The organism is uncultured Gemmiger sp. (genome assembly GCF_934561205.1).
Taxonomy (GTDB): domain Bacteria; phylum Bacillota; class Clostridia; order Oscillospirales; family Ruminococcaceae; genus Gemmiger.
The window spans coordinates 127,900-154,267 of the sequence record NZ_CAKTFU010000002.1; the positions used below are offsets into that span (position 1 = coordinate 127,900).

Sequence of the window (26,368 nt, forward strand, 5' to 3'; positions counted from 1 at the left end):
TCAGCGCATATGCTGCACAGCCTTGTCAAGATCGGCCAGGGTCTTTTCGGCGCCTTTGGCCAGCTTGTGCACGGTGCGGCGCATCTCGCGCCGATCCTTTGTGGCAAGGCAGACAGTTGCCGAGCCGACGGCAACGCCTGCCACGGCAGCAAACATAGTGGAAAGATTCATCGCAGGAACGCTCCTTTCTTGATTTGAGATGGAACTATTTTCTGCAGATGCGATGCAATTATTCGCAAAAGCGCAAATAAAGTTTTTGCTTCGCCCGATTCCGCCCTTTTTTGTGGGGGATTTTGTGGTACGATGACAGCGAAATCAAAGGCAACAAAATTAACAGGAAAAGGGTCTGTGCGTATGTCCAATGCACCAAAAACAGTATTAGCCATTCATGATTTGCCCGGCTTTGGCCGAGCAGCACTGGCGGTTATCGTGCCGGTGCTGTCTGCCCTGGGGGTACAGGCGGTGGCCCTGCCCACGGCAGTGCTTTCCACCCATACAGGCGGGCTGGGTACACCCGCCAAGCTCTCCAACCCCGGATACGGGCCGGCGGCGCTGGACCATTATAAACGGCTGGGGCTGCAATTTGACTGTATCTACTCGGGGTATCTTGCGGACAGCGCCCAGGCGCACTTGGTAGAACAGGCGTTCACCCTGTGGCCCAACGCGCTGAAGGTCGTTGACCCGGTCATGGGCGACGGCGGGCAGATGTATCGGGGGCTGAGCGCCGATCTGGTGCAGGCTATGCAAACGCTGTGCGCCCGTGCGGATGTCATTGTGCCCAACATGACCGAGGCCGCCCTGCTGCTGGGGGATGAACTGCCCGGCGTACAGGGCGCAGAACAGGCGGCACGACAGGCGGCAAGGCTGGTCAAACTGGCACCCCAGGTTGTCGTGACCGGGGTGACGGGGCTTTCGGACGGGCGGTGCATCGGCTGTGTGGGCGCCGGGCGCGGCGGCGAGGGCTACTGCGTAAAAACGCCGATGATCCCGCGGATGTACCATGGCACGGGGGATATTTTCGGCGCTGTGTTGGTGGGGCGTATGCTGCAGGGCAACGTGCCGCAGGCAGCCGTGCAGGCGGCAGCCGCCTTTGTGGCCGAGTGCATCCGCCAGACGCCGGAGGGCGCGGACGAACGGCTGGGTGTGTGGCTGGAGGCCGCTTTGCCCAAATTGATGCCCCAATAAAATTTGTACAAAATGCAGAGGATGTTTGAATATGGCAACGGTCAATATCGTACTGGTGGAACCGCAGATTCCCCAAAACTCCGGCAATATTGCGCGCACCTGCGCGGTTACCGGCGCACGCCTGCACATGGTGGGGCCAATGGGCTTTACCATTGACGACAAAAAATTAAAGCGCGCCGGGCTTGACTATTGGCACCAGCTTGATATAACATATTATAAAGACCTTGCAGACTTTTTTGCCAAGAATGAGGGACCGTTTTTCTACTTTACCTCCAAAGGGCCCCGCCGCCATGTGGATGTAAGCTACCCTGACGGCGCGTACCTTGTATTTGGACGCGAGGACGCAGGTCTGCCCGAAGAACTGCTGGCTGCCCATGAGGCAGATTGTGTGCGTATGCCCATGCGCCGCGGCGAACGCTGCCTGAATCTTTCCAACGCGGTAGCTGTCGGCGTGTATGAGGTGCTGCGCCAGTGGGACTTTGCGGATCTGGAAACCCATGGACAACTGACCCGTTACAACTGGAGTGAGAAAGTACAATGAGTAAGATCGGTTTTTTGACGGATTCCTGTTCTGATATACCGCAGGAACTGGCGGACAAATACGGCATTGAGGTCGTTGGGTTCCCCATCAACCTGGACGGTAAGGAATATATCGAGCGCCGCGATATGACCAACAATGAATTTTACGAGATGATGCGCAATTCGGACGCGGTACCCACCACGGCTGCCATCACGCAGCTGCAATGGTGTGAAATTTACCAGCGCTATGAAGCCGAAGGCTACACCGACCTTGTGCATCTGGTGATGAACGGCGGCGGCTCCAGCACCTATAATAACGCTCTGAAAGCAGTCGAGATGTTTGACGAGGAATGTCCCGGCCACACCTTGCGTGTGCGCGTGCTGGACAGCCACACCTATTCGATGCCCTACGGCTGGTATTTCTGCGAGTGCGCCCGCAAGGTGCGCAACGGCGGCGAGCTGAACGCCTGTGTGGACGAATTGCTGCGCAAGCTGGACTGTGTGGAAATTTGTCTGGCTGCGTACAGCCTGCGCCAGATGAAAAAGTCCGGGCGTGTCAGCGCGGCGGCTGCCGTGGTGGGCGATTTGCTGGGCATCCGCCCCATTATCAGCCTGAATGACGGCGTTTCCAAGGTGGAAAGCAAGGTGCGCGGCGATGCCGCCGTGCCTGCCGCTATGGTCAAGTGGGTGCAGGGGCGCGTGGACAACGTCAAGGATATGCCCTATATGGTGGCGTACACCTCCGGCACCGCCAAGCGGGACGAACTGGTCAAGCTGTGCAGAAAGACCTTTGGCCACCCGCCAATGTTCGTGTTCCAGCTGGGCGGCGTTGTCAGCGCCAATACAGGGCCGGACGCTGTTGCCATCGTCTTTGAAGGACATCCCCGCCATCTGGAGGCTTATACCCCTTCCCTGCCGTAAAACAGCAAAAAAGTTTGCAGCGCCCTCTTGCACGGGGACGCTGCTTTTGTTATAATAAGAATTTGTTGAGCAACTTAGGATTTTAGGCTCCGCCGCGCTTTGGGTGCGGCGCAAACCGACGCGAGGCTGGCGGTCTTGCGTGCGGTCAAAATCTATTCCGCCGGAGTATTGTATGAAAACAAACAAACTGTCCGTCATGCGGCTGGTGCGCTGCGCCGTAATTGCTGCTGTGTATGTCGTGCTGTGTCTGGCTTTGGCGCCGTTCAGTTATGGTGCTGTGCAGGTGCGCATTGCCGAAGCCCTTTGCCTGCTGCCCGTCTTTGGCGCCGAGTATATCGTCGGCGTGACGCTGGGCTGCTTTTTGGCAAACTTGCTGGGCTCCACGGTCATTGACGTGGTGTTTGGCACGCTGGCGACCCTGCTGGCATGCCTTGTCACCTACAAGCTGCGCGATGTGCGCGTGAAGGGGCTGGCGATCCCGGCCTCGCTGCCGCCTGTTGTTTTTAATATGCTGATCGTCGGTGCGTTTGAGATCACCTTCTTCTTCTCCGATGCGGCGCCCACTGTGGCGCTGGCTGCCTTCAATGCCGTGGCAGTGGGCATCGGGGAGATCATAAGCTGCACGGTCGTGGGCGTTGCTCTGGTCAAGCTGGTGGAATCCAACGAAGGCTTAAAACGCATCTTTACAGAAAAATAAGAGGTTACTTCTATGCGCCCGGAACTGATTTTGTGGGATTGGAACGGTACTTTGCTGGATGATGTGGCCCTGTGCCAGGACGCGCTCAACCGTCTTTTGGCAAGGTTCGGCTATCCGCAGCAGTACACCCGCGAGCAGTACCGGGCGGTTTTTGGTTTTCCGATCGAGGACTATTACCGCCGTGCCGGGTTTGATTTTGCCCGCCACAGCTTTGCCGAACTGGCCGAAAGCTATATGCAGGACTACATCCCCGCCAGCGAAAGCTGCCCCTTGGCGGACGGCGCCCTGTATGCGCTGGAGGCGTTTCGCGCCGCGGGGGTGCGGCAGGTGATCTTGTCCGCCAGCCCGGTGACCACGCTGGAACGGCAGGTGCGCGAGCGTGGGGTTCTGCCCTATTTTGACCGCCTGCTGGGGCTGGGCGATATTTACGCCAAGAGCAAGGTCGAGGTCGGCCTTGCGTTTATGCGAGAAAGCGGCATCGATGCCGCCAAGACCGTGATGATCGGGGATTCGGTGCATGACTTTGAGGTGGCGCAGGCGTTGGGCGTGCAGTGTGTGCTGCAAAGCGCGGGTCACCAACCGCCCGAAACGCTGCAAACCACCGGCGCGCCGGTTTTTCCGGGGCTGCGCCAGGCTGCCGACCGAATTTTACAGGGAAAATAGAAAGAAATTTCACATTACACCCGCACAGGATTTGACAGCATACCCCGTGCGGGTGTATTATTATAATATGCAAGTGTGTAAATCAAGCCCCCGGAAACGGGCGGCGGAAAATACAGGGGATCACTTATGTCTTTTTTTGAAAAACTGTTTGGTACCTTTTCCGACAAGGAGCTGAAACGCATTGCCCCGTTGAAGGACAAGGTTTTGGCTTTGGAGCCTGAGATGCAGAAGCTGTCCGACGACGAGCTGAAAGCCAAGACTGCCGAGTTCAAGGAGCGTCTGGCCAAGGGCGAAACGCTGGACGACCTGCTGCCGGAGGCTTTTGCCGTTTGCCGTGAGGCCGACTGGCGCGTGCTGGGCATGAAGCCCTACCCCGTGCAGATCATCGGCGGCATTGTGCTGCACCGCGCCTGCATTGCCGAAATGCAGACAGGTGAAGGCAAGACGCTGGTGGCCACCATGCCCGTCTACCTGAACGCCCTGACCGGACGCGGTGTGCACGTTGTCACCGTCAACGACTATCTGGCCCGCCGCGACAGCGAATGGATGGGCAAGGTGTACCGTTTTCTGGGGCTGAGCGTGGGTCTGGTGGTGCACGGTGTTGAATCCACCGACCGCAAAAAGGCGTATGAGGCGGATGTCACCTACGGCACCAACAACGAGTTCGGCTTTGACTACCTGCGCGACAATATGGTGGTGTACAAGGCCAATATGGTGCAGCGCGGCCACGCCTTTGCCATCGTGGACGAGGTGGACTCCATCCTGATCGACGAGGCGCGCACCCCCTTGATCATCAGCGGCAAGGGCGAGGATTCCAGCGCTATGTACAAGCGCGCGGATGACTTTGCCAAGACCCTGAAAAAGAGCGTTATCGTAGAGCTGGACGACAAGGTCTCTGCCGAGGAGCAGGTCGACGGCGACTATGTTGTGGACGAAAAGCGCAAGACTGCCACCCTGACCGAGAGCGGCGTGCAGAAGGCGGAAGCGTTCTTCGGTGTCGAAAACCTGGCCGATGCCGACAATATGTCGCTGCGCCATTATATTGACGGCGCTATCAAGGCGCGCGGCGTTATGCACCGCGATATTGACTACATCGTCAAGGACGGCGAGGTCATCATCGTGGATGAGTTTACCGGCCGCTTGATGTACGGCCGCCGCTTCAACGAGGGTCTGCATCAGGCGATTGAAGCAAAAGAGGGCGTGACCGTTGCCGCCGAAAGCAAGACGCTGGCGACCGTTACCTTCCAGAATTATTTCCGTATGTACGACAAGCTGTCCGGCATGACCGGTACGGCGTCCACCGAGGCGGACGAATTCAGCGAGATTTACGGCTTGCAGATCGTCAGCATCCCCACCAACAAGCCCAAGGCGCGCAAGGACCTGCCCGACAGCGTGTATAAAACCGTGAACGGCAAGTACAACGCCGTCATTGAACAGGTGGCCGAGTGCCATGCCAAGGGGCAACCGGTGCTGGTCGGCACCGTCAGCGTGGAAAAGAGCGAGGCGTTGTCCAAGCTGCTGAAAAAGCGCGGCATTGAGCATAATGTGCTGAACGCCAAGCAGCATGAGCGCGAGGCGGAGATCGTGGCGCAGGCCGGCAAGCAGGGCGCTGTGACCATTGCCACTAATATGGCAGGCCGTGGTACCGATATCATGCTGGGCGGCAATGTTTCCTATATGGCCAAGGCGGCGCTGCGCAAGGAATTGGCGCACGACCTGACGCAGGAATTTGCCGCCGTCAAGGACGAATACGAACACGCCAAGGCGCGCGCCAAGGCTGCCGGCACCGAGCTGCCCACCCCGCCGGAGCTGGATATGGAGTCCAAGCTGGAGCGCCTGCTTGCCGAGTGCGACGGCCACGCCGACACCGAGGACAAGGAAATTCTGCATGCCCGCAGCCGTTTTGATGCGCTGTGCGCCGAATATGAGCCGGAGGTCAAGCGCGAGGCTGCTGCCGTGCGTGAGGCGGGCGGTTTGTTTATCATCGGTACCGAGCGCCACGAGAGCCGCCGTATCGACAACCAGCTGCGCGGCCGTGCCGGACGTCAGGGCGATCCCGGTGCTTCCCGCTTCTTCCTGAGCCTGGAGGACGATCTGATGCGCATTTTCGGCGGTGAGCGTGTGCAGGGCCTGATGGATACCCTGGGCCTGGAAGAAGACATGCCCATTGAAAACAAGCTGATCACCAACACCATCGAGAGCGCCCAGAAAAAGCTGGAAGCCTCCAACTTTGCCATCCGTAAACAGGTGCTGCAGTACGACGATGTTATGAACCAGCAGCGCGAGATCATCTACAAGCAGCGCCAGATGGTGCTGGACGGCGAGGATATCAGCGGCAAGCTGCACGAGATGATGCGCCAGTCCATTGACGATGCCTGCGGCAACTACCTGAACGGCGAGACCCCCGACGATTGGGATTTTGCCGGTCTGCGCCGCCACTTTATGAACTGGCTGTGCCTGCCCAGCGACTTTAACTACACCACTGAGCAGCTGAACGATGTCACCCGTGAGGGCATTGCCGACGAACTGTACAAGCGCGGCATGGAAATTTTGACCGCCAAAGAGGCCAAGTACGGTGCTGCCACCATGCGCGAGCTGGAACGCATCTGCCTGCTGCGCAACGTGGACTCCAAGTGGATGGAACATATCGACAACATGGATCAGCTCAAGCAGGGCATGGGTCTGCGCGGCTACGGCCAGCATGATCCCGTGGTGGAATACCGCCTGGAAGGCTTTGCCATGTTTGACGAGATGATCGACTCCATCCGCGAGGACGCCGTCCACATGCTGCTGACCATTGAGGTTCGCCAGCAGAACGCTGAGCCTAAGCGCGAGCAGGTGGCCAAGCCCACCGGTGAGGGTGCCCCCACCCAGCCCGGTGCTAAGGGTGCCGCCCCCGTGCGCGTGACCAAGATCGGACGCAATGACCCCTGCCCCTGCGGCAGCGGTCTGAAGTGGAAGAAATGCACCTGCAAAGAATATCACCCTGACCTGTAAAACACCCAAAGCGCCGCCCAAACAGGCGGCGCTTTTTGCAAAGAGGTTTTTTGAATGAAAGCACATATTGTACGCGACCCACGCTGCATTTTATTGTGGCGCGTGGGAACTGATACCCCCGGCTATGACGCCCTGCAGCGCATCGCCCGTGCCAATAAGGTCAAGCTGCGCTGCGTGGCAGACGGCGATTTGGGCGGCCTTGTGGGAAATTTATGCGCGGGACGCCCTGCCCCCGACGCCGCGCCGCTGATTGCCGTGCCCGACACCCCGACGATGGTCATCAGCGGGCTGCGCCACGACAACGGCGAACTTTCTGCCTTTCTGGATACCTTGAAAACGGCAGGCTTTGCCGTGCCCGTGCGCTGCATGGTGACCCCCACCAACAAAAACTGGACACTGGCCGAGCTGCTGACGGAGCTTGCGCGCGAGCATGATGCCGTAAACGGAAAGGCTGTACAATGACCCGCAAGCTGTTGGCGGGCGGTTTGGCCCTGACCCTACTGCCGCTGACCGCCTGTGCCCCGCGGCAAAAAATGTACACGGCAACGTGGTTTGATGTATTTGATACCGTGACTACCGTTCAGGGCTATGCGGTAAGCGAGCAGGAATGGAACGAACAGGCGGATGCCCTGCACGCGGACCTTTTGCACCTGCACGAACAGCTGGATATCTACAACGCTTATGACGGGCTGACCAACCTGTATACCGTCAACCGCTGCGCCGCCGATGCCCCTGTGCAGGTGGAGCCGGAGCTGTTCGACTTTTTGCAGTGGGCGTGCAAGGATGTGTACACCGCCACAAATGGCGCGGTGAACCCCGCCGCCGGTGCGGTGCTGCGCCTGTGGCACGACGCCCGCGAGAGTGACTCCCCTGCCCCGCCCGCGCAGTCTGCCATTGACGAAGCCCTGCAGCACTGCGATGCCGGAAATCTCTTGCTGGATGCCGAAAACCACACGGTATATTTTGCCGATGCGGCGATGCAGCTGGACGTGGGCGCGGTGGCAAAGGGCTATGCCGCCGTACAGGTCGGGCAAGAGGCCGCGCAGCGCGGTATGCAGAATGCCCTGCTGAATGTCGGCGGCAATGTGTATAGTATCGGGGATAAGCCCGACGGCAGCGCCTGGCGCGTGGGTGTGGAAAACCCGTGGGGCGACAGCCCGCAGTACCTGCAAACGGTCGAACTGCACAAGGGGGATTCGCTGATCGTCAGCGGAGATTACCAGCGGTATTTCACCTACAACGGCGTGCGGTATGCGCACTTGATCGACCTGACCACCGGCTGGCCGGCGACCTATTACAGCAGCACGGCGGTGTACACGCACCCCGATACCGGCTGGGGCGATGCCTGGTCCACGGCGCTGTTCTGCCTGCCGACCGAGCAAAGCGAAGCTTTGGCGGAACAACACGCCGACACCATGGGGGCGCTTTGGATGTACGCGGACGGTACGCTGCGGCAAAGCAGCGGTTGGACGGGAAAGAACGCGCAATAAGAAAAGCCGGGAACCTTTTGGCAAGGTTCCCGGCTCTTTTTTTATTGCGTTTCGGTGCTTAGCAGGATGCGGTCATTGTCGAGTGCGCGGCCGACGTTTTCGGCAAAGCGCTGCAAAAGGCCGTCCACGGTGGTGTGCTCGCGCTCCTGCCCCGCAATATCCAGCACAATGCGGCCATGGTCCATCATCAGGGTGCGGTTGCCTAAGGTCAGCGCGTCGTGCATGTTGTGGGTGATCATCAGGCAGGTGATGTGGTTTTCCGCCACGATCTTTTTCGTAAGCTCCAGCACCTTGTCGGCGGTGGCGGGGTCCAGTGCGGCGGTGTGCTCGTCCAGAAGCAGCAGCTTGGGGGTGACCAGCGTGGCCATCAAAAGGGTCAGCGCCTGACGCTGCCCGCCCGAAAGTAGCCCGACAGGCTGTTTCATGCGATCCTCCAACCCAAGGCCCAGAGCCGACAGCTTTTCGGCAAAAAGCTGGCGGTCGGCGCGGGAAATGCGGGAAAACGTGCCGCTGCGGTGCGAGGCGCGAAGGTAGGCAAGCGCCAGATTTTCCTCAATGGTCATGTGGGGCGCGGTGCCGCGCAGAGGGTCCTGGAACATACGCCCCACCTGCTTGGAACGGCGGTAATCCGGCAAAAAGGTGATGTCCTGCCCGTCCAGCGTGATGTGCCCGGAATCAGCGATAAATTCGCCCGCGATGGCGTTGAACAGCGTGGATTTGCCTGCGCCGTTGGAGCCGACGATGGTGGCAAAATCGCCCGGCTCCAAGTGCAGATCGACGTGATCCAGCGCCAGCTTTTCGTTGACGGTGCCGGGGTTAAAGGTCTTGCTTACGTTTTGCAGCTCAAGCATGGCGGGCATCCTCCTTGCGGTTTTTGGCGCGGCGGCGGTTCAGGGCTGCCTTGCTGCGCAGCGCCGGGGCGGCAATGGCCAAGGCCACGATGATGGCGGAAATCAGCTTTAAGCACTCGGACGGGACGTTGGCACGCAGCGCTAAAGCGATGATAAAGCGGTAGATGACGCTGCCCGCCACAGCCGCCAGCGCCTTGGTCCACATGCTGCCGCGGCTGAACAGTGTCTCACCGATGATCAGCGAGGCAAGGCCGATGACCACCATACCGGTGCCTAAATTGATGTCTGCCGAGCGCTGGTACTGTGCCAGCACTGCACCGGAAAGCGCAGTCATGGCGTTGGCAATGCACAGCCCCACGGTGATGGTGAATGCCGTGTTGATGGAGGAGGCGCGCACCATATCGGGGTTGTCGCCTGTGGCGCGGATGGAAAGCCCCAGCCGCGTGCCAAGGAAGAAAATCAGCAGGGCGCAAACGACCACGGTAATGCACGCTGCGACGACCAGTTTGTAGGGAAAGCCCTCCCCTGCCAGCGCCTGCACGGCGGTGAAAACGGTTTGGGTTTTCAGCATAGGAACGTTGGAGGAAAATCCCATGACGGCAAGGTTTACGGTGTACAGCCCGGTGTTGGTCACAATGCCCGCCAGAATGGAGGGTACGCCCAGCCTGGTCTGCAAAAAGGCAGTGACAAAACCGGCGGCAGCGCCGGCTAGCATAGCCAGCGGCAGCCCCAAAAAGGGGTGCCCTGCCACGGCGGCAGTGGCGGAAACGGCGCAGCCTAAGGTGAAGGCTCCGTCGGTAGTCATATCGGCGATGTTGAGGATGCGAAAGCTCAAAAACAACGCCATGGCGACCAAAGCGTAGATAAAACCCAGCTCCAGCGCGCTGAGGACTGTGGCAGCGGTAAACATACAGGGACATCCTTCCTATGGTGTGATACGACAAACAGATAAGGGGCAGATGCCCCTTATCTGTCGGCGGGGTTATTCGGCGGTGGTGACCTCTACGACCTGACCGGCCAGATCGTTGAAGGCGGCGTAGTCAACGCCCAGGGCGGCGGCGGTTTCGGTGTTGACGGTGATGATGCCGCCGTCCATGACGTGGTAGGCGGGCACGGTGTCGGTTTCCAGAATGTCGAGCGCCATATCGGCGGTGTAGGTGCCAAGGTCGGTGTAGTTGACGCCGCAGGTGGCAAAGGCACCGGCGGTCACGAAGCTGTCAGCCCCGGTGTAGAACGGGATGCCGCCCTTGGTCAGCGTGTCGGAGACAGCGGCAGCGGCAGCCATGACTACGTTGTCGGTGGGGGTAAAGACGGCGTCGACCTGCCCGACCAGGCTGGCGGCGGCAGTCATGATTTCGTCGTTGGTGTTGCCGGTCTTTTCAACGTAGGCAATGCCCTTGCTGTCCAGATAGGCTTTTGCTTCGGCAATGGGGGTCTGGGAGTTTGCCTCGGAGTTGGAGTACAAAAGACCGACGGTCTTGATGTCGGGGTTGACCGCGAACATCATGTTCATGATAGACTCGGTGTTCAGCGCATCGGAGGTGCCGGTGACGTAGTCAATATCGGTCAGATCGGCAGCGGCGGGGTCAGAGATGGCGGCGTAGATGACGGGGGTCTTGCTGTCGGCGCAGGCGGTGGCCATGCACTGGGCTGCCAGGGTGGCAATGGGAATGACGGCGTCGTACTTATCGGAAACGACCTGCGTGCCAATCTGGTTCAGCGTGGTGGCGTCGTTCTGGCCGTTAAAGTCCTTGTATTCAATGGTAATGCCCTTCTCGGCGGCCTTGGCGTCCAGCTCTGCCTCGATGGCGGTGCGGATCTGGTCAAGGCTGGCGTGATCCAGCTGCTGAACCACGGCGATGCGGTAGCTCTTGGCGGCGGGGTCGGCGGCTTCCGACGAGGCGGCGGGTGCAGAGGAAGCGGCAGCGGAGGAAACGGCGGTGGAATCGGCAGAACCGCAGGCGGTCAAAGAAGCGAGCATAGCGGCGGCGGACATAACAGCAACAAACTTTTTCATAATAACAATCTCCTTGTTTTTTAATCAGTTTCGGGTGGTCGGTCGGTGTGTTTTATAAAAAAGCGTTGCCATCGTTCCTTTAACAGCAGATTTTTCATGGATACTTGCTCCCCTCAATATCGCGTGCAAAAACAAAACTGCCCTTGCACAGAAATACCTCTGTGCAAGGGCAGATAAAAATCTGTGGTGCCACCTTGCTTGCCGTGCCATTACAGCACAGCCACTTTGTAGGGAACCAACATTCCCCTGCCCTGTAACGGGAGCGACCCGTCAACGGATACTCAAGGCTTGCGCCTGTTTCCCCGTGCCCTCCGTGAACCATTATGCTGCACCGCTTTGTACCCCGTTCCCAGCAAAGGGGGCTCTCTGTGACTGCGCTTGGAGCTTTACTTTCACTTCATTGGTTTAAAGCATTTATACCACAGCGGGCACGGTTTGTCAACGGTTTTTGCGAAATTTTTATAGAAATTTGAATTTAGGACGATACATCGTGCATATAAAATTGCTGCTATACCGTGTCCGTTTGGCGCGATACCGAAAGCACAATGCCCATCTCCCCCAATAGCATCAGCAAGCTGGTGCCGCCGGAGGAAAAAAACGGCAGGCTGATGCCGGTGTTGGGGATGGTGTTGGTGACTACGGCGATGTTCAGAATCGCCTGCAATACCACCTGCACAACAAAGCCCACCACCAGCAGCGCGCCGAATTTATCCCGCGCGCGCACCGCCAGCGTAATGCCGCGCAAAAGCAGCAGCAAAAACAGAAAGATCACAAGGGCGGCACCGATGAAGCCAAGTTCCTCGCACAGGATGGAAAAGATAAAGTCGTTTTGCGGCTCCGGCACATACAGGTATTTTTGGCGGCTGTTGCCAAGGCCAAGCCCTGCCACGCCGCCGCTGGCAATGGCATACAGGCTTTGTATCGTCTGGTGCCCCTCCCCCAAGGGGTCAGCAAAGGGGTCACGCCAGGTGGAAAGTCTGTCTGCGGCATAGGGCACCAGCTGCGGCAGTGCCAGCACCGCCGCAAAGATCGTTCCCAGCCCCAGCCCGCCCGCCAAGGCGAACCAGCGCAGACCCGTGCCGCCGACAAACATCAGCACAGCGCCGATGGATAAAATCAGCAGCGTACCCGAAAGATGCGGCTCCAGCAGCATCAGCACCGCCACCAACCCCAAAAGGATGCCAAAGGGCAGAACGCCCGCCGCAAAGCCCTGCATCCGGTCGTGATTTAACGATATGATGTGCGAAAACACCAGCACCACGGCAAATTTGGCGATCTCGCTGGGCTGCAGGGTGCCAAGCCCCGGCAATACGATCCACCGCTTGCAGCCGTTATATTCCGGCATAAACAGCACGACGACCAACAGCAGCAGCGACAGCCCCATGACAGGCCAAGCCAGCTTGTGCCAGATGTGGTAATCCACCAGACTGGCGGCGTACATGGCTGCCAGCCCCAAGGCGGCAAACAGCAGCTGGGGGCGAATGTAAGTGTAGGCATCGCCCCGTCGGTAGAGTGCCACCGCATACCCGGCTGAAAACAGCATCAAAAGCCCAAGGCACAAAAGCATCAGCAGAATACATAAAAACGGCAGGTCTAGACAGGGCTGGCTGCGCAGACGGCGGCGCAGCGCCGCAAGATAAGAACGCATAAAAATCCCCCTGCGCACAGTGTACGCAGGGGGAAACCGAATTATGCGGCAAGGCATAATTCTGCGGTTATTCGTGTTTTAAGTCGCGGTTCATCAGGGCGTTCAAGGCGTCGCGGGCGGCCAGTTTGCCGTCCAGGATACAGGCAACGCTCTGCACGATGGGCATTTCCACCTTGTAGAGCGCAGCCAAACGGCAAGCGGCAGGCAGGGCGTTGATGCCCTCGACAACCTGGCCGACCTCCTTTTTGGCGTCCTCAGGGTCCATGCCGCGGCCGATCAACATACCCGCGTGCAGGTTGCGGCTGTGCATACTGGTGCAGGTTACGATCAAATCGCCCATGCCGGACAGCCCGGCAAAGGTTTCGGGGCGGCAGCCCATGGCAAGGCCCAGACGGGTCAGCTCGGCGTTGCCGCGGGTGATCAGGGCTGCCTTGGCGTTGTCGCCGTAGCCAAGCCCCAGCGCGATGCCGACGGCCAGCGCAATGATGTTTTTGACGGCGCCGCCCAGTTCGGTGCCGCGGCGGTCGGTGTTGGTGTAGACGCGGAAGTTGGGGGTGTTGAACACCTTTTGCACGGTTTTGGCAGCGTCCGTATCGCTGCAGGCTGCCACGATCAGGGTGGGCATGTCGCGGGCGACTTCCTCCGCGTGGGTGGGGCCGGACAGTGCCACCACGCGGGCGGTGCGGTGCACCTTGGCCAGCTCGTCCTCTATGATCTCGCTCATGGTCATCAGGGTCTTATCCTCAACACCCTTGGCGACATCCACAATGATCTGCCCTTCGGCAATGTGGGGGGCAGCTTTTTTGGCGGTGGCACGCACAAAAGGCGAAGGCACCGCAAACAGCAGGATGTCCCGCCCCGTGCAGGCTTCAGCGATATCGGCGGTATAGTGCATACCGGCGGGCAGCTCCATGCCGGGCAGGTTGGGGTGGCGGCGGGTCTCTGCCAGGGACTTCAACTCGGCGGGAATGGCACTCCACACCGTTACGTCGCGGCCGTTGGCGGCCAGCAGCCGTGCCAGGGCAATGCCCCAGGTGCCGGCTCCGAATACAGCGATTTTGGTCATTTGGAATCTCCTTATTTGGCGGATTTCTGCCACAGGCCCGCAAACAGGCCATGGCGCACCGCAGGGCGCACCTGCGGCTCCTCGACGTCCAGATAGACGCGCTCGTAGCAGTTGATGATGCGGGTGGTGTTGTATAGGTGCTCCCGCGGGATGCTGCCGTAGTTCAAATGCACATGCCCATGCAGCATGTAAGTGGGCTGGTAGCGATCCAGCAGCTCATGAAACACGGTAAACCCACGGTGGGGCAGGTCGCCTAAATCGCCGTAGCCGTGCAGCGGGGCATGGGTCACAAGGATATCCAGCCCGCCGTGGCGGTCGATTTTGCCGCGCAGACGGTTGACCCGCTTGCGCATTTCGGCCTCAGTAAACTGCCATGCACCGGTGCGGTATCGGCAGGAGCCGCCCAGCCCCGCAATGCGCAGACCGTGGTAGACATAGACGTCATCATCAATGCAGATGACCCCCTGCGGCGGGTTAAAGTCGTAGCTTTCGTCGTGGTTGCCGTGCACATAAATCACAGGTGCGGGCACCATGGTGGCTATGTATTCAAGATACGCGCGGCTTAAATCGCCGCAGGCTATCACCAATTCCACCCCGGCGATCTTGTCGAGGGTCATATAGTCCCACAGTGCCTTACATTCTTCGTCGGAAATGGCAAGGATCTTCATAGCACCACGGCCTCCTTCTCCACGGGAAGGCGGTCGCGGTGGATGCCCTGCATACGGTACATCGGGCGGGAAACCTCGGCCAGCTCGTCATATTCGGGGATATGCCCCTCAACGGCGTCACACAACCAGTCCATGTGGACAATCTGTTCCAGATCCAGCCCTGTGCGGCCGCTGTTTTTGACGGTGCCGTCCTGTGCCGTAATGCGGCAGGCAAAGGGATCTACGACGCCGGAACTTACGCCCGTGCGCAGGATCTGCGCCAGATGCTGTACATCGGGCGGCAGCTCGCGGCTGAGCAGTACATCCATAACGCCGCTGTTCATGCCCCACCAGTAGTTTACGGCACGGCCGTCGGTGCCGGATTTGTCGCGCTGCCAGCCGCCGTCCAGCACGCTGCGCACAACGTTTTCGTAGAACTGGCCCCAATGCCAGAACGGCGTGGCAAGATCCTGCAAAATGCCGCCGGGGCGTACCAGGAAGGTGCCGAACTCGTGTTGGGGGCGGCCCGGCATGGGGGCGTCGCGCCCGGAAACGACCGTGATGCCGTTTCGGGAAAATTTGACAAGAGGCTCCTCGGCGTCGGGCAGGCAGGTCCATTCCAGCTGAATTTTAGCGCGGGGGTTCGCCATGCGGGCGCCCAGCGCAAAAGCGTTGATGTTGGCGGGCACACCGAAGCTGGGGTAATCGGCCACATAGCCGATGCGGTCCCCCACAGTCATGGCACCGGCGATGGCACCCGTGATGAACTTAGCCTCATACACGCGGGTGTAGTAGGTGCGGATGCTGGCGTAGGGCATCTCCATCGAGCAGTTGAGGATGCGCACCTGCGGATGCTTGACGGCACTGCGCAGCGATGCCCCCACCAGCTTGGGGCTGGTGGTGAATACCATATCGGCGCCCTCGGCAATGGCCTGTTCGACAATTTCGTCGGCGTTTTCGCCGGGGACGGCGTTGAAGTAGGCCACCGTCTCGACCTTGCCCGGAAACACGGTGTCCAGCTGGGTGCGGCCAAACTCGTGCTGGCTGGTCCAGGCGCTGACTTCGGGTGTGCGCTCATGCACAAAGGCGACCTTGAGGTGGCTTGGCCCGGCGGGACGGATGCCCGGCAGCAGACGGCTTAAAAGTCCGTTCTGCTGGGGTGCGGGTTCGGCGGGCTTATCGCTGACGGTGACGGGGTCATCATTTTGCAGCGCCAGCACGTCGTCCCACAAAGCGTCCAGTTTTTCGGTCAGCTGCGCGGGGGTGCTGTCCTGCAATTCCTTCTTGGGGTAAACGCGCAGCAGCAGCAAAAGCACGTCGCCCAAGGTGCAGTGCAGGCGGTCACCGCCGTGTGCCGCAAACGCCTTGCCTACCCAGTTGTACAGGGAGAGCATCTCGGCGCGGTCGTCATCGCTCCAGACTTCGTCGGGCTGTTTGCCGAGGGCCTTTTGCAGCCGCGCAAAGCTGCCGGGTTTGGTAAACTGCAAAAGGTAGGTCTTGATGATGGGATAATACTGCACAAACTCGTAGTAAAGGCGAATTTCAGGGGCATCGCTGTACGGCGGCAGGATACGGGTGACGACGCCGGGCACGTTGCCTGCGCCGAAATATTTCAGCACGCTGACGCGCTTGTTGCCCTCCTGCACATAGAAACGTCCCATATATTCATAGCAGCGGATGGGGTCGCGGATCCCCTCCTCCACATGGGCGATGCAGAGGTTGATCCATTTGGTGCCAAACTCGGACTTCATATCCAGCAGGGGCATAAAGTTGGAGGCAAAGGCCCCTGTACGCCCCTCGGTCTTGGTGCCGACGAGCAGATCCATCGGTATGTCCACCAACCCCAGAGGCATCTGGCTGTCAACACCGGCAGCACCCTGCAGGATGTTATCCAGCACCGGCAGATAGGGCGACTGCCCCCGCAGGATCTTTTCGCGGTAATCCCGCTGGCCCATTCGCAGGGCTTTTGTATATTCCTCCATGGCATCGGCATGGGTCATAGGCGATCGGCTCCTTTCAGGTGTTGACGTGCTCCGCTTTGGGATACACCTTAAACATACGGTCGTTGTCGTAATGGATATCTAAGTAGGCTTCCACGCTGTTTTGGGCAGGTACACCCTGCAGGCGGGCATTGTAGCGTACCAGCGCTGCCGAGCTGACGATCATATCGGCGGCCATAAACAGGCACAGCCCCCAGGTCAGCAGCGTACCGAAGCGGCGGGGCAAACGTTCAATACAGGCGGAGATGGGTGGGTACAGAATTTTGAACCACGCGATGGCGGCAAAGCCCCAGAAAAAGCAGTACAGCAAATTGATGCGCCCGCCCAGGTTGAACGGAATGGCGCTGTAATCCCAGAACACGGCGCCGAAAACCACCTCGGTAAAAACGCTGCAAAGGTATTCGTAAGCGCCGCCCAGCAGGGTACCCGCCGCAAACAGCCAGCTGGCGGGCTTATCCTTATAGCGGTACAAAAGCTGAGTGACCAGCGCAATGGCCAGACCCCACACGATGGAAAACGGCCCCCAGACCACGCTGGAACGGCTCATCCAGTAACCGGCGGTGATGCGGCAGAAGATGGTCTCGGTGATATCGCCCAGAAACGCGCCCACAAAAAACAGCAGAATGATCTTGTACGGGCTGCAGCCCTTGGCAAAGGCGGTGCTTTTCTGCCGCTGAACATGGCGAAAGCTCAGTGCGGGGTGCGCACCCGCCATACGGCTTTCGACCTTGTCCAAAATCCACATGCCCGCGTTGACGGTCAGGTTGGCAAGGTCGCTTTCGATGCGACGGCCGGCTTTCCAGCGGTATTGCAGACCGCACATGGCCAGCAAGGTGCCCACCGCATCGATCGCCAGCAGCACCAGCAGCACCCATAGGGTGACGACGGCCGCACCGCGCGGCAGCAGCCCGAACAGGCGCAGCAGCAGCGGGTTGCCCCATTTCAGCGTGATAACGCTTAAAATGCCCCAAAAGACGGAAACGCCAAGGCAGACGTAACCGTCCAGGTTGAAGGGCATGTCGCTGTAATCCCACCAGCGTGTCTTACTGGCGTATTCCAGAATATGTCCGGCGATCCACTCAATGACGGTGGCGTACACGGCACCGAACACAAGGCTGAAAAACCACCCGCCGCGCAGATCGTGCAGGGCAAAGGTGACCAGCAAACCGCCGATGCCGTACAAAATGCACAAGGGGCCGTTGAGAACGCCGCGATCCTGATATTTGCGGTGTACAACCGCTGTGTACAGAACCTCGCCCAGCCAGCCTAAAAAGGAGTAGGCAAAAAACAGAAATACGACCGAATAAACGTCCATACGATTCTCCTTGGGGGCAATACCGCCGGATGCGCGGTGCTGCCTTTGACATCATGGCGCAGACCCGTGTGGGAACATGCGCGGGTAAAAACGGGGTATCTTTCTAGTATAGCAGAAACAGCACTGTCAGGCAAGCGTGGCAGTCAGACACCGCGCGCCTGCTTGCTGAAAACGCAGCCGCAGTAATCCTGCCGGTACAGGCCGTACTCGTCACTGAGCTGCAAGCTGCGCTTGTAGCCGTCCTTTTTGCGGAACTCGCTGGGCAGATACGGCACACCGTACTGCCTGCCCAATTCGGCGCCGATGGTATTCAGCCGCACGGGGTCCTTCATTGGGGAGATGGAAAGGGTTGAGCAGTACCAGTCAAAGCCGTTTTCGGCGGCGTAGCGCGCTGCCTGTTCCAGCCGCAGGCGGTAGCAGACGGTGCAGCGCTCCCCTTTTTCCGGCTCCTGCTCCAGCCCCTTTACGGCTGTATAGAATTCCTGCGGGTCGTAGGGCAGTTCGACCACAGGGCATAAGTACCCCGCCTGTGCTACAAAGCGCTCTAACTCCTGCTCACGGCGGTGATACTCCTGCGGGGGGTAGATGTTGGGGTTGTAGTACAAAACGGTTACGGAAAAATGCTCGATAAGACGTTCCAATGTGGCGCTGGAGCAGGGCGCGCAGCAGGCGTGCAGCAGCAAGCGCGGCTTGGGCTGCGCGGGGTCAAGCGCACGGATGGCCTTTTCCATTTCCAACTGGTAATTGATGCGGTTCGGCATAAGAACTTCCTTTTTTCAGAATTGTTCGGTTCTGCCTTAATTATGCACTTTACCGCGGTAAAATGCAAGGGCAATATCCTACAAGGGCTTTAGAAATATCCGCTGTCTTTGTGTATAGCCTGTGCATCCAGCCCCATCGAAACGCCCAACGCTTCGTCCACGCGGCGCATATCCTCCGGCGAGATACGCCCGGCACGCTCGCGCAGGCGGCGCTTGTCCAGGGTGCGTATCTGCTCGGTCAGAATGATGCTGTCCTTGGCAAGGCCGCAGCGGTCAGCCCGCACACTGATATGCGTGGGCAGGCGGTTCTTGTCCTGGCGGCTGGTGATGGCGGCGGCGATCACGGTGGGGCTGTGGCGGTTGCCGACCTCGTTCTGGATGATAAGTACCGGCCGTATGCCGCCCTGCTCGGAACCGACCACCGGGCTGAGGTCGGCGTAAAAAACTTCTCCGCGGTGAACTTCCATAACAAAAGCCTCCTCTCGCTTACAACTCTAGTATAAGCAAGAGAAGGCGCGTTTAATCGCAGGTTCCTGCAGAAGTTTGCTCTAAAATTACATAGGCGGCGGCAAGGCCGCTTTCGTGGGTAAGGCTGAGGTGTGCCGTCAGACCGTTTTGCGCGATAAAGTGCGCAGCAGTGCCCGAAAAAGCAAAATACGGTGCACCGCTTGTTTTGCGCAGCACGGCCAAATCTTTGAGTGCAAATCCCCCAAGGCCGGTCCCCACCGCCTTGAGAAAGGCCTCCTTGGCGGCAAAGGCGGCAGCGGCGGATTCGGCGCGGTGCCTGGGCGGCAGAGCCTGCAAAAGAGCCTGCTCCTGCGGGGCAAACACATGGGCGACAAACGTCGGCTTTTGCAGGCTTTTTTCGATGCGTTCCACGGCGCACAAATCAATGCCGATGCCAAAAATCATCGCGTACCCCCTGCTTGTGTGCGTACAGCCTGCAAAAGCGCCTCGCGCTCGTTGGGCAGATGCCCGTCCATAACTTCTTTTAATAAGGTGTTCAGCGTTTCGCCAACGGCCGGCCCGGCGGGCATACCGGCTTGCATTAAATCCCCGCCGTTTACCGCAAGCTGCCGTATGGTATAGCAGCCGCTTTTGGAAAGCTGCAGCATACGCTGTTCAAAAATCTGCACGTCCGAACGCCTTTTTTTTACATCCGGCGTGTGGGCGTGGGCGTCCAGGTCGGCGTATTTCAAGGCACAGAGGCGGCGCAAGAACTCGGCACCGTAGCGGTTCAGCCAGCGCAGAATTTCGGGGTCGGCGGTGGGCAGCGGCGCATCGTGTATCGCTACCAGCCCGGTGACACCCTCTATCAGGTAGGTGGGGGCTTTCAGGCGGCGCAGTATCGTGCGGGCCATAAGGCCGCCGCGTTGGTTATGCCCGCGAAAATGTGCGGCACCGTCTGCGTCCACGCTGCGGCACAGCGGCTTGGCAATGTCGTGCAAAAAGGCGGCCCAGCACAAAATGCGGGCACCGCGGGTGTCCTGCCCGCGGGTATCCAACGCCTGTACTGCCAGGGCAGAGTGCTGCCAGACATCGCAGCAATGCCATTTTCCGGGCTGCGTGCAGCCGATGCAGGGCAGGATCTCCGGCACGGCCCCGGCTAAAATTTCACCGTACTGCGCCAAAACCTTGCCTGCACAAGGGGCGCTTAACAGGCCGTCGATTTCGGTATACAGTCGCTCGGCGCTGACGGTTTGCAGGGTATCCCGCGCTGCCAGTGCAGCGGCGGCGGTGGCGGGGTCCAACACAAAATCCAACCGTGCGGCAAAGCGCAGGGCGCGCAAAATGCGCAGCGCGTCCTCGGCAAAGCGGGCGTTCGGGTCGCCCACACAGCGAATGATACGGTTGTTCAGGTCAGTCTGCCCGCCGTATAGATCGACCACTTCCCCGCCGGGCGCGTAGGCCATGGCGTTGATGGTAAAGTCCCGCCGGGCCAAATCCAGGGAAAGCTCGTCCACAAACTGCACCTTTTCGGGGTGGCGGTGGTCGCGGTAGTCGCCGTCCAGCCGGTAGGTGGTCATTTCGTAGGGCTTGCCATGCAGCACGACTGCCACGGTGCCGTGCTTTTCGCCGGTCAAAATCAACTGCTTATCGGCAAAAAGGCGGCGCATTTCCTCCGGCTTGGCAGAGGTGCAGATGTCCCAGTCGCCGGGGGTGCGGCCCAAAAGGCTGTCCCGCACACAGCCGCCCACAACATAGGCGGTATGCCCGGCATTGCGCAGCGTTTGCAGCAGGCGGACGGCGTCCCGCGGGATGTACACAGGGTAGCGGTTCATTCTGCACCTCCTTTGTCAAAGTTTTGGGGTAGGATTATCGGATCTGCCACTGTTGGGCAAGATCGACTACACAGGCTACGCAGTCGGCTTCCTCTTTGCGCAGGACCTCGATTTTTTCCTTGGCCTTTTCGGGGTCGGCCATCCAGGTCAGGATAAAGAAATTCTCGGCGGGGACTTCATAGTAGACCCAGGCGCCGTCGGCACGCAGCAAATCGGGCAGGTGATCCAGCTCACTGTCCAAAAGGCCCTGGCCTTCCTCGCCGTAAATCATTTCGGGGCCGACCTGCAGAGAGTCGATCACATGGATGCTGCTGTTGATATAAGTGTCGCGGTCTACGGATTTGTCAGTGCCCTCCCAGGCGGAGGCGAACGCCTTTACCAGCAGTTCGCGGACTTCCAGTTTGCTGTCACCAAGTTGATACATAGTACATTTTCCCTCTTTACATAGATAGTTTACTTCAGTATAGCACATTTTTAAGGAAGATGGTATGATTATTTTGAAAAAAGCTTGACCTTCCAGTGGCTGGAGGGTGTACAGTGAAGCTGTAAGGAGGTGCCTGCACTATGAATATCAAACAAGCAGCACAAAAATCCGGCATTTCGGAACGGAACATCCGCTATTATGAGCAAGCGGGGCTGATTACCCCCGCCCGAAACCCGGAGAACGACTACCGCCAATACACCGAAGAAAACATGCGCACCCTGAAACTGATCCGCATTTTGCGCAGTGTGGATATGCCCGTGGAGGATATCCGCGACGTTCTGCAGGGCAAGACCGCGCTGGCAGATGCGGCGCTGGCGCAAAAGCAGCGTCTGCAAAATCGCATGGAGACCTTAAAAGCTGCCGCCGATTTTTGCGGCGAGCTGAACGAAAACTGCTGCAGCGCCGATGCGCTGGATGTGGATGCCTGCCTGACCCGGATGGAAGCCCCTGCCCAAGCGGGCTGGTTTACCGGCTGGGTGCAGGATTACGCCAAGGTGGCGTCCGCGCTTGCCAAGGAACAGTTTTCCTTTACGCCGGACAGCGAGGTGCGCACACCGCAGCAGGTCAGCGCGGCGCTGTTTGCCTATGCCGAGCAGCAGAATCTGGATATTGTCATCACGCACGAAAGTATGACCCCGCGCTTTACCCTGAACGGCGCCGAGTACACGGCGCGGGTGGTCTACACCCCCGTGATGCGGGTGCCTACGGCGCATATATCCTGCCAAATGGTGGGCGCAAGCGAGGCGGACGCCGCCGTGCCTGCCCCCCGCCGCTGTTTGCAGCGCAGCCTGCACAAGGCACTGCCCGGAATTTTGCTGCTTTTGGTGATTGGGTTGCGGTTGGGTTCGCAGGGAATGCTGAACTCTGCCGACGGCTGGATTTTGCTGGGTGGCTTTGCCGCCGTGGCAATCGCCAAGAGTGTGTACGATTTTTACTGGTTGTACAACCACAACGACAAACGCTAATAAATAAACATTGACAAACCTACGACAAAATGCGACAATAGCAGTAACAAAGGCATTATATGCGGTGGTCTAAAACTGCAAAAGTTTGGCACACTATGCTATGGAAAACAATGAGGTTTTGCGGTATGGTTAAGACAACACATACAACTACTCACCGTTATAGGAGGCTACTTATGGATGTTACTGCATTGACCCCGGAACAGCGTGATGCCCGCCTGGCGTTGGACGTAGAACGCTTGCTGCGTTTTGGCCGCAAGCACAAGCTCATCAAGGAGCTGGATGAGATCGTGGCGCGCAATACGCTGCTGGACCTGCTGGCTCTGCCCGCACCCAGTGAGGAAAAGCTGCCCAAGGAAAACCCCGAAACCCCGGCCGCCCTGCTGGACGAGATGGTCGAGCTTTCTGCGCAAAAGGGACTTTTGGACGGCAGCGTGGATCAGTACCGCATCAACTTTGAGACCCGCCTGATGGGTGCCCTGATGCCGCGCGAGAGCGAGGTCTGCAAAAAGTTTAAGAAGCTGTACGACAAAAAGGGCGCCAAGGCGGCTACCGACTGGTTCTATGACCTGTGCGTAGTGACCAACTATATCCGCACGGCGCAGATCGCCAAAAACATCCAGTGGAACACCGATACCCCCTACGGCGAGCTGGAGATCACCATCAACCTGACCAAGCCCGAAAAAGACCCCAAGACCATTGCGCTGGAGCGTCTGCAGCCCAAGAGTGGTTACCCTGCCTGCATGCTGTGCAAGGAAAACATCGGCTACGCCGGGCGTATCAACTTCCCTGCCCGCCAGACCCACCGCATTGTGCCTGTCAATCTGGCAGGCCAGCAGTTCTATTTGCAGTACAGCCCCTACGCTTACTTCCACGAGCATTGCATTATGCTGCATGAAAGCCACAAGCCCATGGAGATGGATCGCCAGACGCTGGCAGAAATCTTTGACTTTGTGGCGCAGTTCCCCCACTACACCTGCGGCTCCAACGCAGACCTGCCCATTGTCGGCGGCAGCATCCTGAGCCACAGCCACTTCCAGGGCGGTCGGTATGTATTCCCCATGCAGAAGGCCGACGTCGCCGTGCCTATGACCGATGTGCGTTACCCCGGTGTGCGCGCCGGTATCCTGAACTGGCCGGTTTCCGCGGTGCGTCTGGTGGGCCGCAGCAGCCAGCAACTGCAGAATGTTGCCAACAACATCCTGACCGCATGGCGCAACTACAGCGACGAGAGCGTGGGCATCCTTGCCCGCACCGGCGACACCCCCCACAACACCGTGACACCCATCCTGCATTATGACGAGAAGGACGGCTTTATTCTGGACCTGGCGCTGCGCAACAACCGCACCAGCGAGGAATTTCCCGACGGTATCTTCCACCCGCACAAGGAATACCACAATATCAAGAAAGAAAACATCGGCCTGATCGAGGTCATGGGTCTGGCGATCCTGCCCGCACGCCTCAAGACCCAGGGCGCGGAGATTGCCGATATCCTGTGCGGCAAGGCCGCCAACACCAGCCGCAGCGAAGGCTCGGATCTGGCAGTTCACGCCGACTGGATCGACAGCCTGATCGCCAAGTACGGCACCGCTCTGTCCGAGAGCGAGGCCAACAAGGTCGTCAAGGAGGAAATCGGCGTTGTGTTCAGCCACGTTTTGGAGAATGCCGGTGTCTTTAAGCAGGACAAGGACGGTCAGGAAGCCTTTGTACGCTTTATGAACAGCGTCGGCTTTAAGAAAGCCTGAACCGCATAACACAAAAAACCGCCCTGCCGCATTTTTGCGGCAGGGCGGTTGCTGTTTTATCGGGGCTTTACGCTTCCTCGATTTTCATATGGGGGTTGCGGGGAACATAATCGGCAACGTTCAGCTCCCAAACCGTGCCCTCCTCGGACTCCTGCGTTTTGGCAAAGCCGAACTGCGCGTAAAATTCGCGTACCATGGCGTTTTTGGCGGTGGGATAATAGTAACCGACCACCTTTTCCACCCCGCGGGCGGCGGCATGGCGCATCAGGGTGTCCATCATGGCATCCTCCATACCGCGCTTGAGCACGCGGCAGCTCATCAGCCAAAGGCGCATATGCAGCGCACTTCCCTGCTGCTGCCCCGCCACAACGGTGACAATGCCGTTGTCACCGAATTTATCCACCAGCTTGCCGCACAGGCACAGATGGTCGGCGTCCTCAGCCATGGTGCGGATGTCGTCCTCGGAGCAGCGCAGCGTGGTCAGGTTGAACTGGTTGGACTTGTTGGTCAGCTGGGCAATACGCTGGATGTACAGCGGGGCAAAGCCCTGGATCGTTGCGGTCATTTCCAGGCTGTCCAGATACTGGCCGTAGTCGGCAAAGGCTGCCTGCGCCTTGGCGCGCTCGGCATTCTGGTGGTACAGCTCGGTTTTTTTAAGGTCCTCTTTCGACAGGGCGGTCACCTCAAAATAGCCGCCGTGATCCAACGTCTTGATGTAATTTTCGGCACCGTCCATGGCAGGCACGGCAGCGCCGGGTACCTGCGCGGCCACAATGGCGCGCTCGGCGGGGTTGTCGTCCGCAAAGACAAAGCTGTCGGCGCCAAGGCTCAGCTCGGACGCCATCGCCAGCAGGTTGCGGTCCTTCGGCTCCCAGTTGGCCTTGATGGCAACAAAGTCGTCGGGACGCAGTACGCCGTCCGGATGGTTGAGGCCCGCCAGCGCGTTTTCTTCATCGTTTTTGGAGTCGACAGCCAGAATCACGCCGATGGATTTCAGCGCCTTGCAATAGCTTTGGAATTCGGCATAGACCTGCCCCTCGGGAACTTCGGGGCCGATGGCCAGGCCGTCCACACCGTCGTCGCCCACGATGCCGCCCCACAGGGTGTTGTCCAGATCGAGCACCAGCGCCTTTTTGTTGCGGCCGTAGATGGATTTGACAATGTTGGCCACGCTGTTGGCCAGCGAGGGAATAGCGTCGAGACACATGGCATATTTGTACATGTGCCAGAAGAAAGCATCGCCCCAGGCGGTCAGGCCGTAATCGGCGGACAGGTAGTCAATATCGTTGATATAGAAATTCTCGTGCGTGGCGGCGTAGGCGTAGAACCGCTGGTTCAGGCGGCTGATAAAGTTGGAGCGGCCGTGGATATCCCAGATATCGCGGTTGCCCATCAGGCGGTAGTTGGGACGGTCAAAGTTGTTTTGGATAACAGGACAGCCGAACTTTTGCGCCAGTGCCTGCCACATCGTTTCAAAGTGGCTGTACTGGGCGTCCAGCATCGCGTCGATGTCGGCGGCGCTGTCTGCGGTGGTGGGCAGGTCGGTCAGGTTGCGCCAGGTGGTGTGGATATAAATGATATCCGGGTGGAACTCGTCCAGTTCGGGGCTGCCGAACATGGCATCCTGCCAATACTGACCGTATTCGCTTTGGTAAAATTCGGCCTCAATGCCGTATTGCAGCAAAAAAAGACCCAGCTGGTCGGCTACCTCATTGGTGGTGGAGCCGCCCAAAATGGCAATTTTCTTGTGCAGTGCGTGGGGGTTCTGCGCCAGCAGCTCGCGGCGCAGGCGGCGCTTTTTGCGCAGCAGGGTTTCGGTGTCCAAGGGATAGTGGAAACAATCCATGGTGCCCTCCCCTTTTTTACATCTGCTCCAGGGCGGCCTGCAGGGCGCGGGCGATCTGGTCGGGGCAGCTGGTGGGCTTGCTGCCGCACACGGTGCCCTGCATACGGGCAATGGCGTCCTCGGCCTTCATGCCGACGAGCAACCGGGAAATGCCCTTGAGGTTGCCGTTGCAGCCGCCCTCCACCTTGACGGAAGCGATGGTGTGGTCGGGATTCAGTTCGATTTCGGTGCTGCGGGAGCAGACGCCCTTGTTCTGGTAGGTGAAAGTCATG

26 protein-coding genes and 1 riboswitch are annotated in these 26,368 nt (G+C 59.1%); of the genes, 10 read left to right on the forward strand and 16 right to left on the reverse strand.

The window, feature by feature from the left end:
• Complete coding sequence (locus tag Q0I19_RS02030; protein ID WP_294758463.1) at positions 1 to 171, reverse strand: hypothetical protein; 171 nt, start codon at positions 169 to 171, stop codon at positions 1 to 3.
• 183 nt (positions 172 to 354) lie between these two features.
• Between Q0I19_RS02030 and Q0I19_RS02035 the strand changes: the two genes are divergently transcribed.
• The 8 genes from Q0I19_RS02035 to Q0I19_RS02070 all read left to right on the forward strand — a co-directional run bounded on the left by Q0I19_RS02035 (position 355) and on the right by Q0I19_RS02070 (position 8,472).
• On the forward strand, positions 355 to 1,185 hold the full coding sequence (locus Q0I19_RS02035) for a pyridoxamine kinase (protein WP_294758462.1): 831 nt from the start codon (positions 355 to 357) through the stop codon (positions 1,183 to 1,185).
• Positions 1,186 to 1,216: 31 nt separating this feature from the next.
• Positions 1,217 to 1,726, forward strand: coding sequence for a tRNA (cytidine(34)-2'-O)-methyltransferase (locus Q0I19_RS02040; protein ID WP_294758460.1), 510 nt, complete (start codon positions 1,217 to 1,219; stop codon positions 1,724 to 1,726).
• Positions 1,723 to 2,625, forward strand: a complete 903-nt coding sequence (locus Q0I19_RS02045; protein ID WP_294758459.1) for a DegV family protein — start codon at positions 1,723 to 1,725, stop codon at positions 2,623 to 2,625. Before Q0I19_RS02040 ends, Q0I19_RS02045 begins: the two co-directional genes overlap by 4 nt.
• Positions 2,626 to 2,692: 67 nt before the next feature.
• Positions 2,693 to 2,791, forward strand: a riboswitch (PreQ1-III riboswitch).
• Between the two features lie 6 nt (positions 2,792 to 2,797).
• A complete protein-coding gene (locus Q0I19_RS02050; RefSeq protein WP_294758457.1) occupies positions 2,798 to 3,322 on the forward strand; it encodes a QueT transporter family protein in 525 nt (174 codons plus the stop codon).
• Between the two features lie 12 nt (positions 3,323 to 3,334).
• The gene (locus Q0I19_RS02055; protein ID WP_294758456.1) at positions 3,335 to 3,985 is read left to right on the forward strand and encodes an HAD family hydrolase; all 651 of its coding nucleotides are present in this window, start codon (positions 3,335 to 3,337) and stop codon (positions 3,983 to 3,985) included.
• A gap of 126 nt (positions 3,986 to 4,111) precedes the next feature.
• Positions 4,112 to 6,982 (forward strand): preprotein translocase subunit SecA, encoded by a 2,871-nt coding sequence (secA, locus tag Q0I19_RS02060; RefSeq protein ID WP_294758454.1) that lies wholly within the window; start codon positions 4,112 to 4,114, stop codon positions 6,980 to 6,982.
• A gap of 54 nt (positions 6,983 to 7,036) precedes the next feature.
• Positions 7,037 to 7,444 carry a DUF3783 domain-containing protein gene (locus Q0I19_RS02065; RefSeq protein ID WP_294758453.1) on the forward strand — a complete coding sequence of 136 codons (408 nt, stop codon included), beginning with the start codon at positions 7,037 to 7,039 and terminating at the stop codon, positions 7,442 to 7,444.
• The gene (locus Q0I19_RS02070; protein WP_294758451.1) at positions 7,441 to 8,472 is read left to right on the forward strand and encodes an FAD:protein FMN transferase; all 1,032 of its coding nucleotides are present in this window, start codon (positions 7,441 to 7,443) and stop codon (positions 8,470 to 8,472) included. Before Q0I19_RS02065 ends, Q0I19_RS02070 begins: the two co-directional genes overlap by 4 nt.
• A 41-nt stretch (positions 8,473 to 8,513) precedes the next feature.
• Here the strand turns inward: Q0I19_RS02070 and Q0I19_RS02075 are convergent, their stop codons facing one another.
• From Q0I19_RS02075 to Q0I19_RS02135, 13 genes are all read right to left on the reverse strand, one after another.
• Complete coding sequence (locus Q0I19_RS02075) at positions 8,514 to 9,323, reverse strand: ATP-binding cassette domain-containing protein (RefSeq protein ID WP_294758449.1); 810 nt, start codon at positions 9,321 to 9,323, stop codon at positions 8,514 to 8,516.
• Positions 9,316 to 10,233, reverse strand: a complete 918-nt coding sequence (locus Q0I19_RS02080) for an ABC transporter permease (protein ID WP_294758447.1) — start codon at positions 10,231 to 10,233, stop codon at positions 9,316 to 9,318. The genes Q0I19_RS02075 and Q0I19_RS02080 overlap by 8 nt, the downstream gene beginning before the upstream one ends.
• Positions 10,234 to 10,305: 72 nt before the next feature.
• Entirely contained in the window at positions 10,306 to 11,340 is a 1,035-nt protein-coding gene (locus Q0I19_RS02085) for an ABC transporter substrate-binding protein (RefSeq protein ID WP_294758445.1), read from the reverse strand.
• A gap of 508 nt (positions 11,341 to 11,848) precedes the next feature.
• Positions 11,849 to 12,988 (reverse strand): FtsW/RodA/SpoVE family cell cycle protein, encoded by a 1,140-nt coding sequence (locus Q0I19_RS02090; RefSeq protein WP_294758444.1) that lies wholly within the window; start codon positions 12,986 to 12,988, stop codon positions 11,849 to 11,851.
• 67 nt (positions 12,989 to 13,055) lie between these two features.
• A complete protein-coding gene (locus tag Q0I19_RS02095; protein WP_294758442.1) occupies positions 13,056 to 14,054 on the reverse strand; it encodes an NAD(P)H-dependent glycerol-3-phosphate dehydrogenase in 999 nt (332 codons plus the stop codon).
• Positions 14,055 to 14,065: 11 nt separating this feature from the next.
• Positions 14,066 to 14,722, reverse strand: coding sequence for a metallophosphoesterase family protein (locus Q0I19_RS02100; RefSeq protein WP_294758441.1), 657 nt, complete (start codon positions 14,720 to 14,722; stop codon positions 14,066 to 14,068).
• Positions 14,719 to 16,701, reverse strand: a complete 1,983-nt coding sequence (locus tag Q0I19_RS02105; protein ID WP_294758439.1) for a BMP family ABC transporter substrate-binding protein — start codon at positions 16,699 to 16,701, stop codon at positions 14,719 to 14,721. The genes Q0I19_RS02100 and Q0I19_RS02105 overlap by 4 nt, the downstream gene beginning before the upstream one ends.
• A 16-nt stretch (positions 16,702 to 16,717) precedes the next feature.
• Positions 16,718 to 18,016, reverse strand: a complete 1,299-nt coding sequence (locus tag Q0I19_RS02110) for a putative ABC transporter permease (protein WP_294758437.1) — start codon at positions 18,014 to 18,016, stop codon at positions 16,718 to 16,720.
• Between the two features lie 143 nt (positions 18,017 to 18,159).
• On the reverse strand, positions 18,160 to 18,777 hold the full coding sequence (locus Q0I19_RS02115) for an epoxyqueuosine reductase QueH (protein ID WP_294758436.1): 618 nt from the start codon (positions 18,775 to 18,777) through the stop codon (positions 18,160 to 18,162).
• A gap of 89 nt (positions 18,778 to 18,866) precedes the next feature.
• Positions 18,867 to 19,244, reverse strand: coding sequence for a type II toxin-antitoxin system PemK/MazF family toxin (locus Q0I19_RS02120; RefSeq protein WP_294758434.1), 378 nt, complete (start codon positions 19,242 to 19,244; stop codon positions 18,867 to 18,869).
• Positions 19,245 to 19,296: 52 nt separating this feature from the next.
• Entirely contained in the window at positions 19,297 to 19,689 is a 393-nt protein-coding gene (gene acpS / locus Q0I19_RS02125; RefSeq protein ID WP_294758432.1) for a holo-ACP synthase, read from the reverse strand.
• The gene (locus Q0I19_RS02130) at positions 19,686 to 21,059 is read right to left on the reverse strand and encodes a hypothetical protein (protein ID WP_294758431.1); all 1,374 of its coding nucleotides are present in this window, start codon (positions 21,057 to 21,059) and stop codon (positions 19,686 to 19,688) included. Before Q0I19_RS02130 ends, acpS begins: the two co-directional genes overlap by 4 nt.
• Positions 21,060 to 21,093: 34 nt before the next feature.
• Positions 21,094 to 21,483, reverse strand: a complete 390-nt coding sequence (locus tag Q0I19_RS02135) for a hypothetical protein (RefSeq protein ID WP_294758430.1) — start codon at positions 21,481 to 21,483, stop codon at positions 21,094 to 21,096.
• Positions 21,484 to 21,623: 140 nt separating this feature from the next.
• On the opposite strand from Q0I19_RS02135, the gene Q0I19_RS02140 reads away from it, so the two are divergent.
• Entirely contained in the window at positions 21,624 to 22,508 is an 885-nt protein-coding gene (locus Q0I19_RS02140; RefSeq protein WP_294758429.1) for a MerR family transcriptional regulator, read from the forward strand.
• Between the two features lie 173 nt (positions 22,509 to 22,681).
• Positions 22,682 to 24,250, forward strand: a complete 1,569-nt coding sequence (locus Q0I19_RS02145; protein WP_294758427.1) for a UDP-glucose--hexose-1-phosphate uridylyltransferase — start codon at positions 22,682 to 22,684, stop codon at positions 24,248 to 24,250.
• Positions 24,251 to 24,317: 67 nt separating this feature from the next.
• Here Q0I19_RS02145 and Q0I19_RS02150 read toward each other — a convergent pair whose 3' ends face one another.
• Both Q0I19_RS02150 and Q0I19_RS02155 read right to left on the reverse strand, forming a co-directional pair.
• Complete coding sequence (locus Q0I19_RS02150; protein WP_294758426.1) at positions 24,318 to 26,096, reverse strand: HAD-IIIC family phosphatase; 1,779 nt, start codon at positions 26,094 to 26,096, stop codon at positions 24,318 to 24,320.
• 16 nt (positions 26,097 to 26,112) lie between these two features.
• Positions 26,113 to 26,367: a TIGR03905 family TSCPD domain-containing protein gene (locus Q0I19_RS02155; protein ID WP_294758424.1), complete on the reverse strand. Its 255-nt coding sequence runs from the start codon at positions 26,365 to 26,367 to the stop codon at positions 26,113 to 26,115.
• Position 26,368: the final 1 nt, after the last annotated feature.

What these genes read in the sequence shown, in the direction of transcription:
- Q0I19_RS02090 (WP_294758444.1), bottom strand. Translation starts at nt 12,988, where the DNA reads ATGCGTTCTTATCTTGCGGCGCTGCGCCGCCGTCTGCGCAGCCAGCCC.
- Q0I19_RS02155 (WP_294758424.1), bottom strand. Translation starts at nt 26,367, where the DNA reads ATGACTTTCACCTACCAGAACAAGGGCGTCTGCTCCCGCAGCACCGAA.
- Q0I19_RS02045 (WP_294758459.1), top strand. Translation starts at nt 1,723, where the DNA reads ATGAGTAAGATCGGTTTTTTGACGGATTCCTGTTCTGATATACCGCAG.
- Q0I19_RS02145 (WP_294758427.1), top strand. Translation starts at nt 22,682, where the DNA reads ATGGATGTTACTGCATTGACCCCGGAACAGCGTGATGCCCGCCTGGCG.
- Q0I19_RS02085 (WP_294758445.1), bottom strand. Translation starts at nt 11,340, where the DNA reads ATGAAAAAGTTTGTTGCTGTTATGTCCGCCGCCGCTATGCTCGCTTCT.
- Q0I19_RS02095 (WP_294758442.1), bottom strand. Translation starts at nt 14,054, where the DNA reads ATGACCAAAATCGCTGTATTCGGAGCCGGCACCTGGGGCATTGCCCTG.
- Q0I19_RS02080 (WP_294758447.1), bottom strand. Translation starts at nt 10,233, where the DNA reads ATGTTTACCGCTGCCACAGTCCTCAGCGCGCTGGAGCTGGGTTTTATC.
- Q0I19_RS02070 (WP_294758451.1), top strand. Translation starts at nt 7,441, where the DNA reads ATGACCCGCAAGCTGTTGGCGGGCGGTTTGGCCCTGACCCTACTGCCG.
- Q0I19_RS02120 (WP_294758434.1), bottom strand. Translation starts at nt 19,244, where the DNA reads ATGGAAGTTCACCGCGGAGAAGTTTTTTACGCCGACCTCAGCCCGGTG.
- Q0I19_RS02035 (WP_294758462.1), top strand. Translation starts at nt 355, where the DNA reads ATGTCCAATGCACCAAAAACAGTATTAGCCATTCATGATTTGCCCGGC.
- Q0I19_RS02105 (WP_294758439.1), bottom strand. Translation starts at nt 16,701, where the DNA reads ATGACCCATGCCGATGCCATGGAGGAATATACAAAAGCCCTGCGAATG.
- Q0I19_RS02135 (WP_294758430.1), bottom strand. Translation starts at nt 21,483, where the DNA reads ATGTATCAACTTGGTGACAGCAAACTGGAAGTCCGCGAACTGCTGGTA.
- Q0I19_RS02055 (WP_294758456.1), top strand. Translation starts at nt 3,335, where the DNA reads ATGCGCCCGGAACTGATTTTGTGGGATTGGAACGGTACTTTGCTGGAT.
- acpS (WP_294758432.1), bottom strand. Translation starts at nt 19,689, where the DNA reads ATGATTTTTGGCATCGGCATTGATTTGTGCGCCGTGGAACGCATCGAA.
- Q0I19_RS02030 (WP_294758463.1), bottom strand. Translation starts at nt 171, where the DNA reads ATGAATCTTTCCACTATGTTTGCTGCCGTGGCAGGCGTTGCCGTCGGC.
- Q0I19_RS02140 (WP_294758429.1), top strand. Translation starts at nt 21,624, where the DNA reads ATGAATATCAAACAAGCAGCACAAAAATCCGGCATTTCGGAACGGAAC.
- Q0I19_RS02100 (WP_294758441.1), bottom strand. Translation starts at nt 14,722, where the DNA reads ATGAAGATCCTTGCCATTTCCGACGAAGAATGTAAGGCACTGTGGGAC.
- Q0I19_RS02075 (WP_294758449.1), bottom strand. Translation starts at nt 9,323, where the DNA reads ATGCTTGAGCTGCAAAACGTAAGCAAGACCTTTAACCCCGGCACCGTC.
- secA (WP_294758454.1), top strand. Translation starts at nt 4,112, where the DNA reads ATGTCTTTTTTTGAAAAACTGTTTGGTACCTTTTCCGACAAGGAGCTG.
- Q0I19_RS02110 (WP_294758437.1), bottom strand. Translation starts at nt 18,016, where the DNA reads ATGGACGTTTATTCGGTCGTATTTCTGTTTTTTGCCTACTCCTTTTTA.
- Q0I19_RS02065 (WP_294758453.1), top strand. Translation starts at nt 7,037, where the DNA reads ATGAAAGCACATATTGTACGCGACCCACGCTGCATTTTATTGTGGCGC.
- Q0I19_RS02050 (WP_294758457.1), top strand. Translation starts at nt 2,798, where the DNA reads ATGAAAACAAACAAACTGTCCGTCATGCGGCTGGTGCGCTGCGCCGTA.
- Q0I19_RS02115 (WP_294758436.1), bottom strand. Translation starts at nt 18,777, where the DNA reads ATGCCGAACCGCATCAATTACCAGTTGGAAATGGAAAAGGCCATCCGT.
- Q0I19_RS02150 (WP_294758426.1), bottom strand. Translation starts at nt 26,096, where the DNA reads ATGGATTGTTTCCACTATCCCTTGGACACCGAAACCCTGCTGCGCAAA.
- Q0I19_RS02040 (WP_294758460.1), top strand. Translation starts at nt 1,217, where the DNA reads ATGGCAACGGTCAATATCGTACTGGTGGAACCGCAGATTCCCCAAAAC.
- Q0I19_RS02130 (WP_294758431.1), bottom strand. Translation starts at nt 21,059, where the DNA reads ATGAACCGCTACCCTGTGTACATCCCGCGGGACGCCGTCCGCCTGCTG.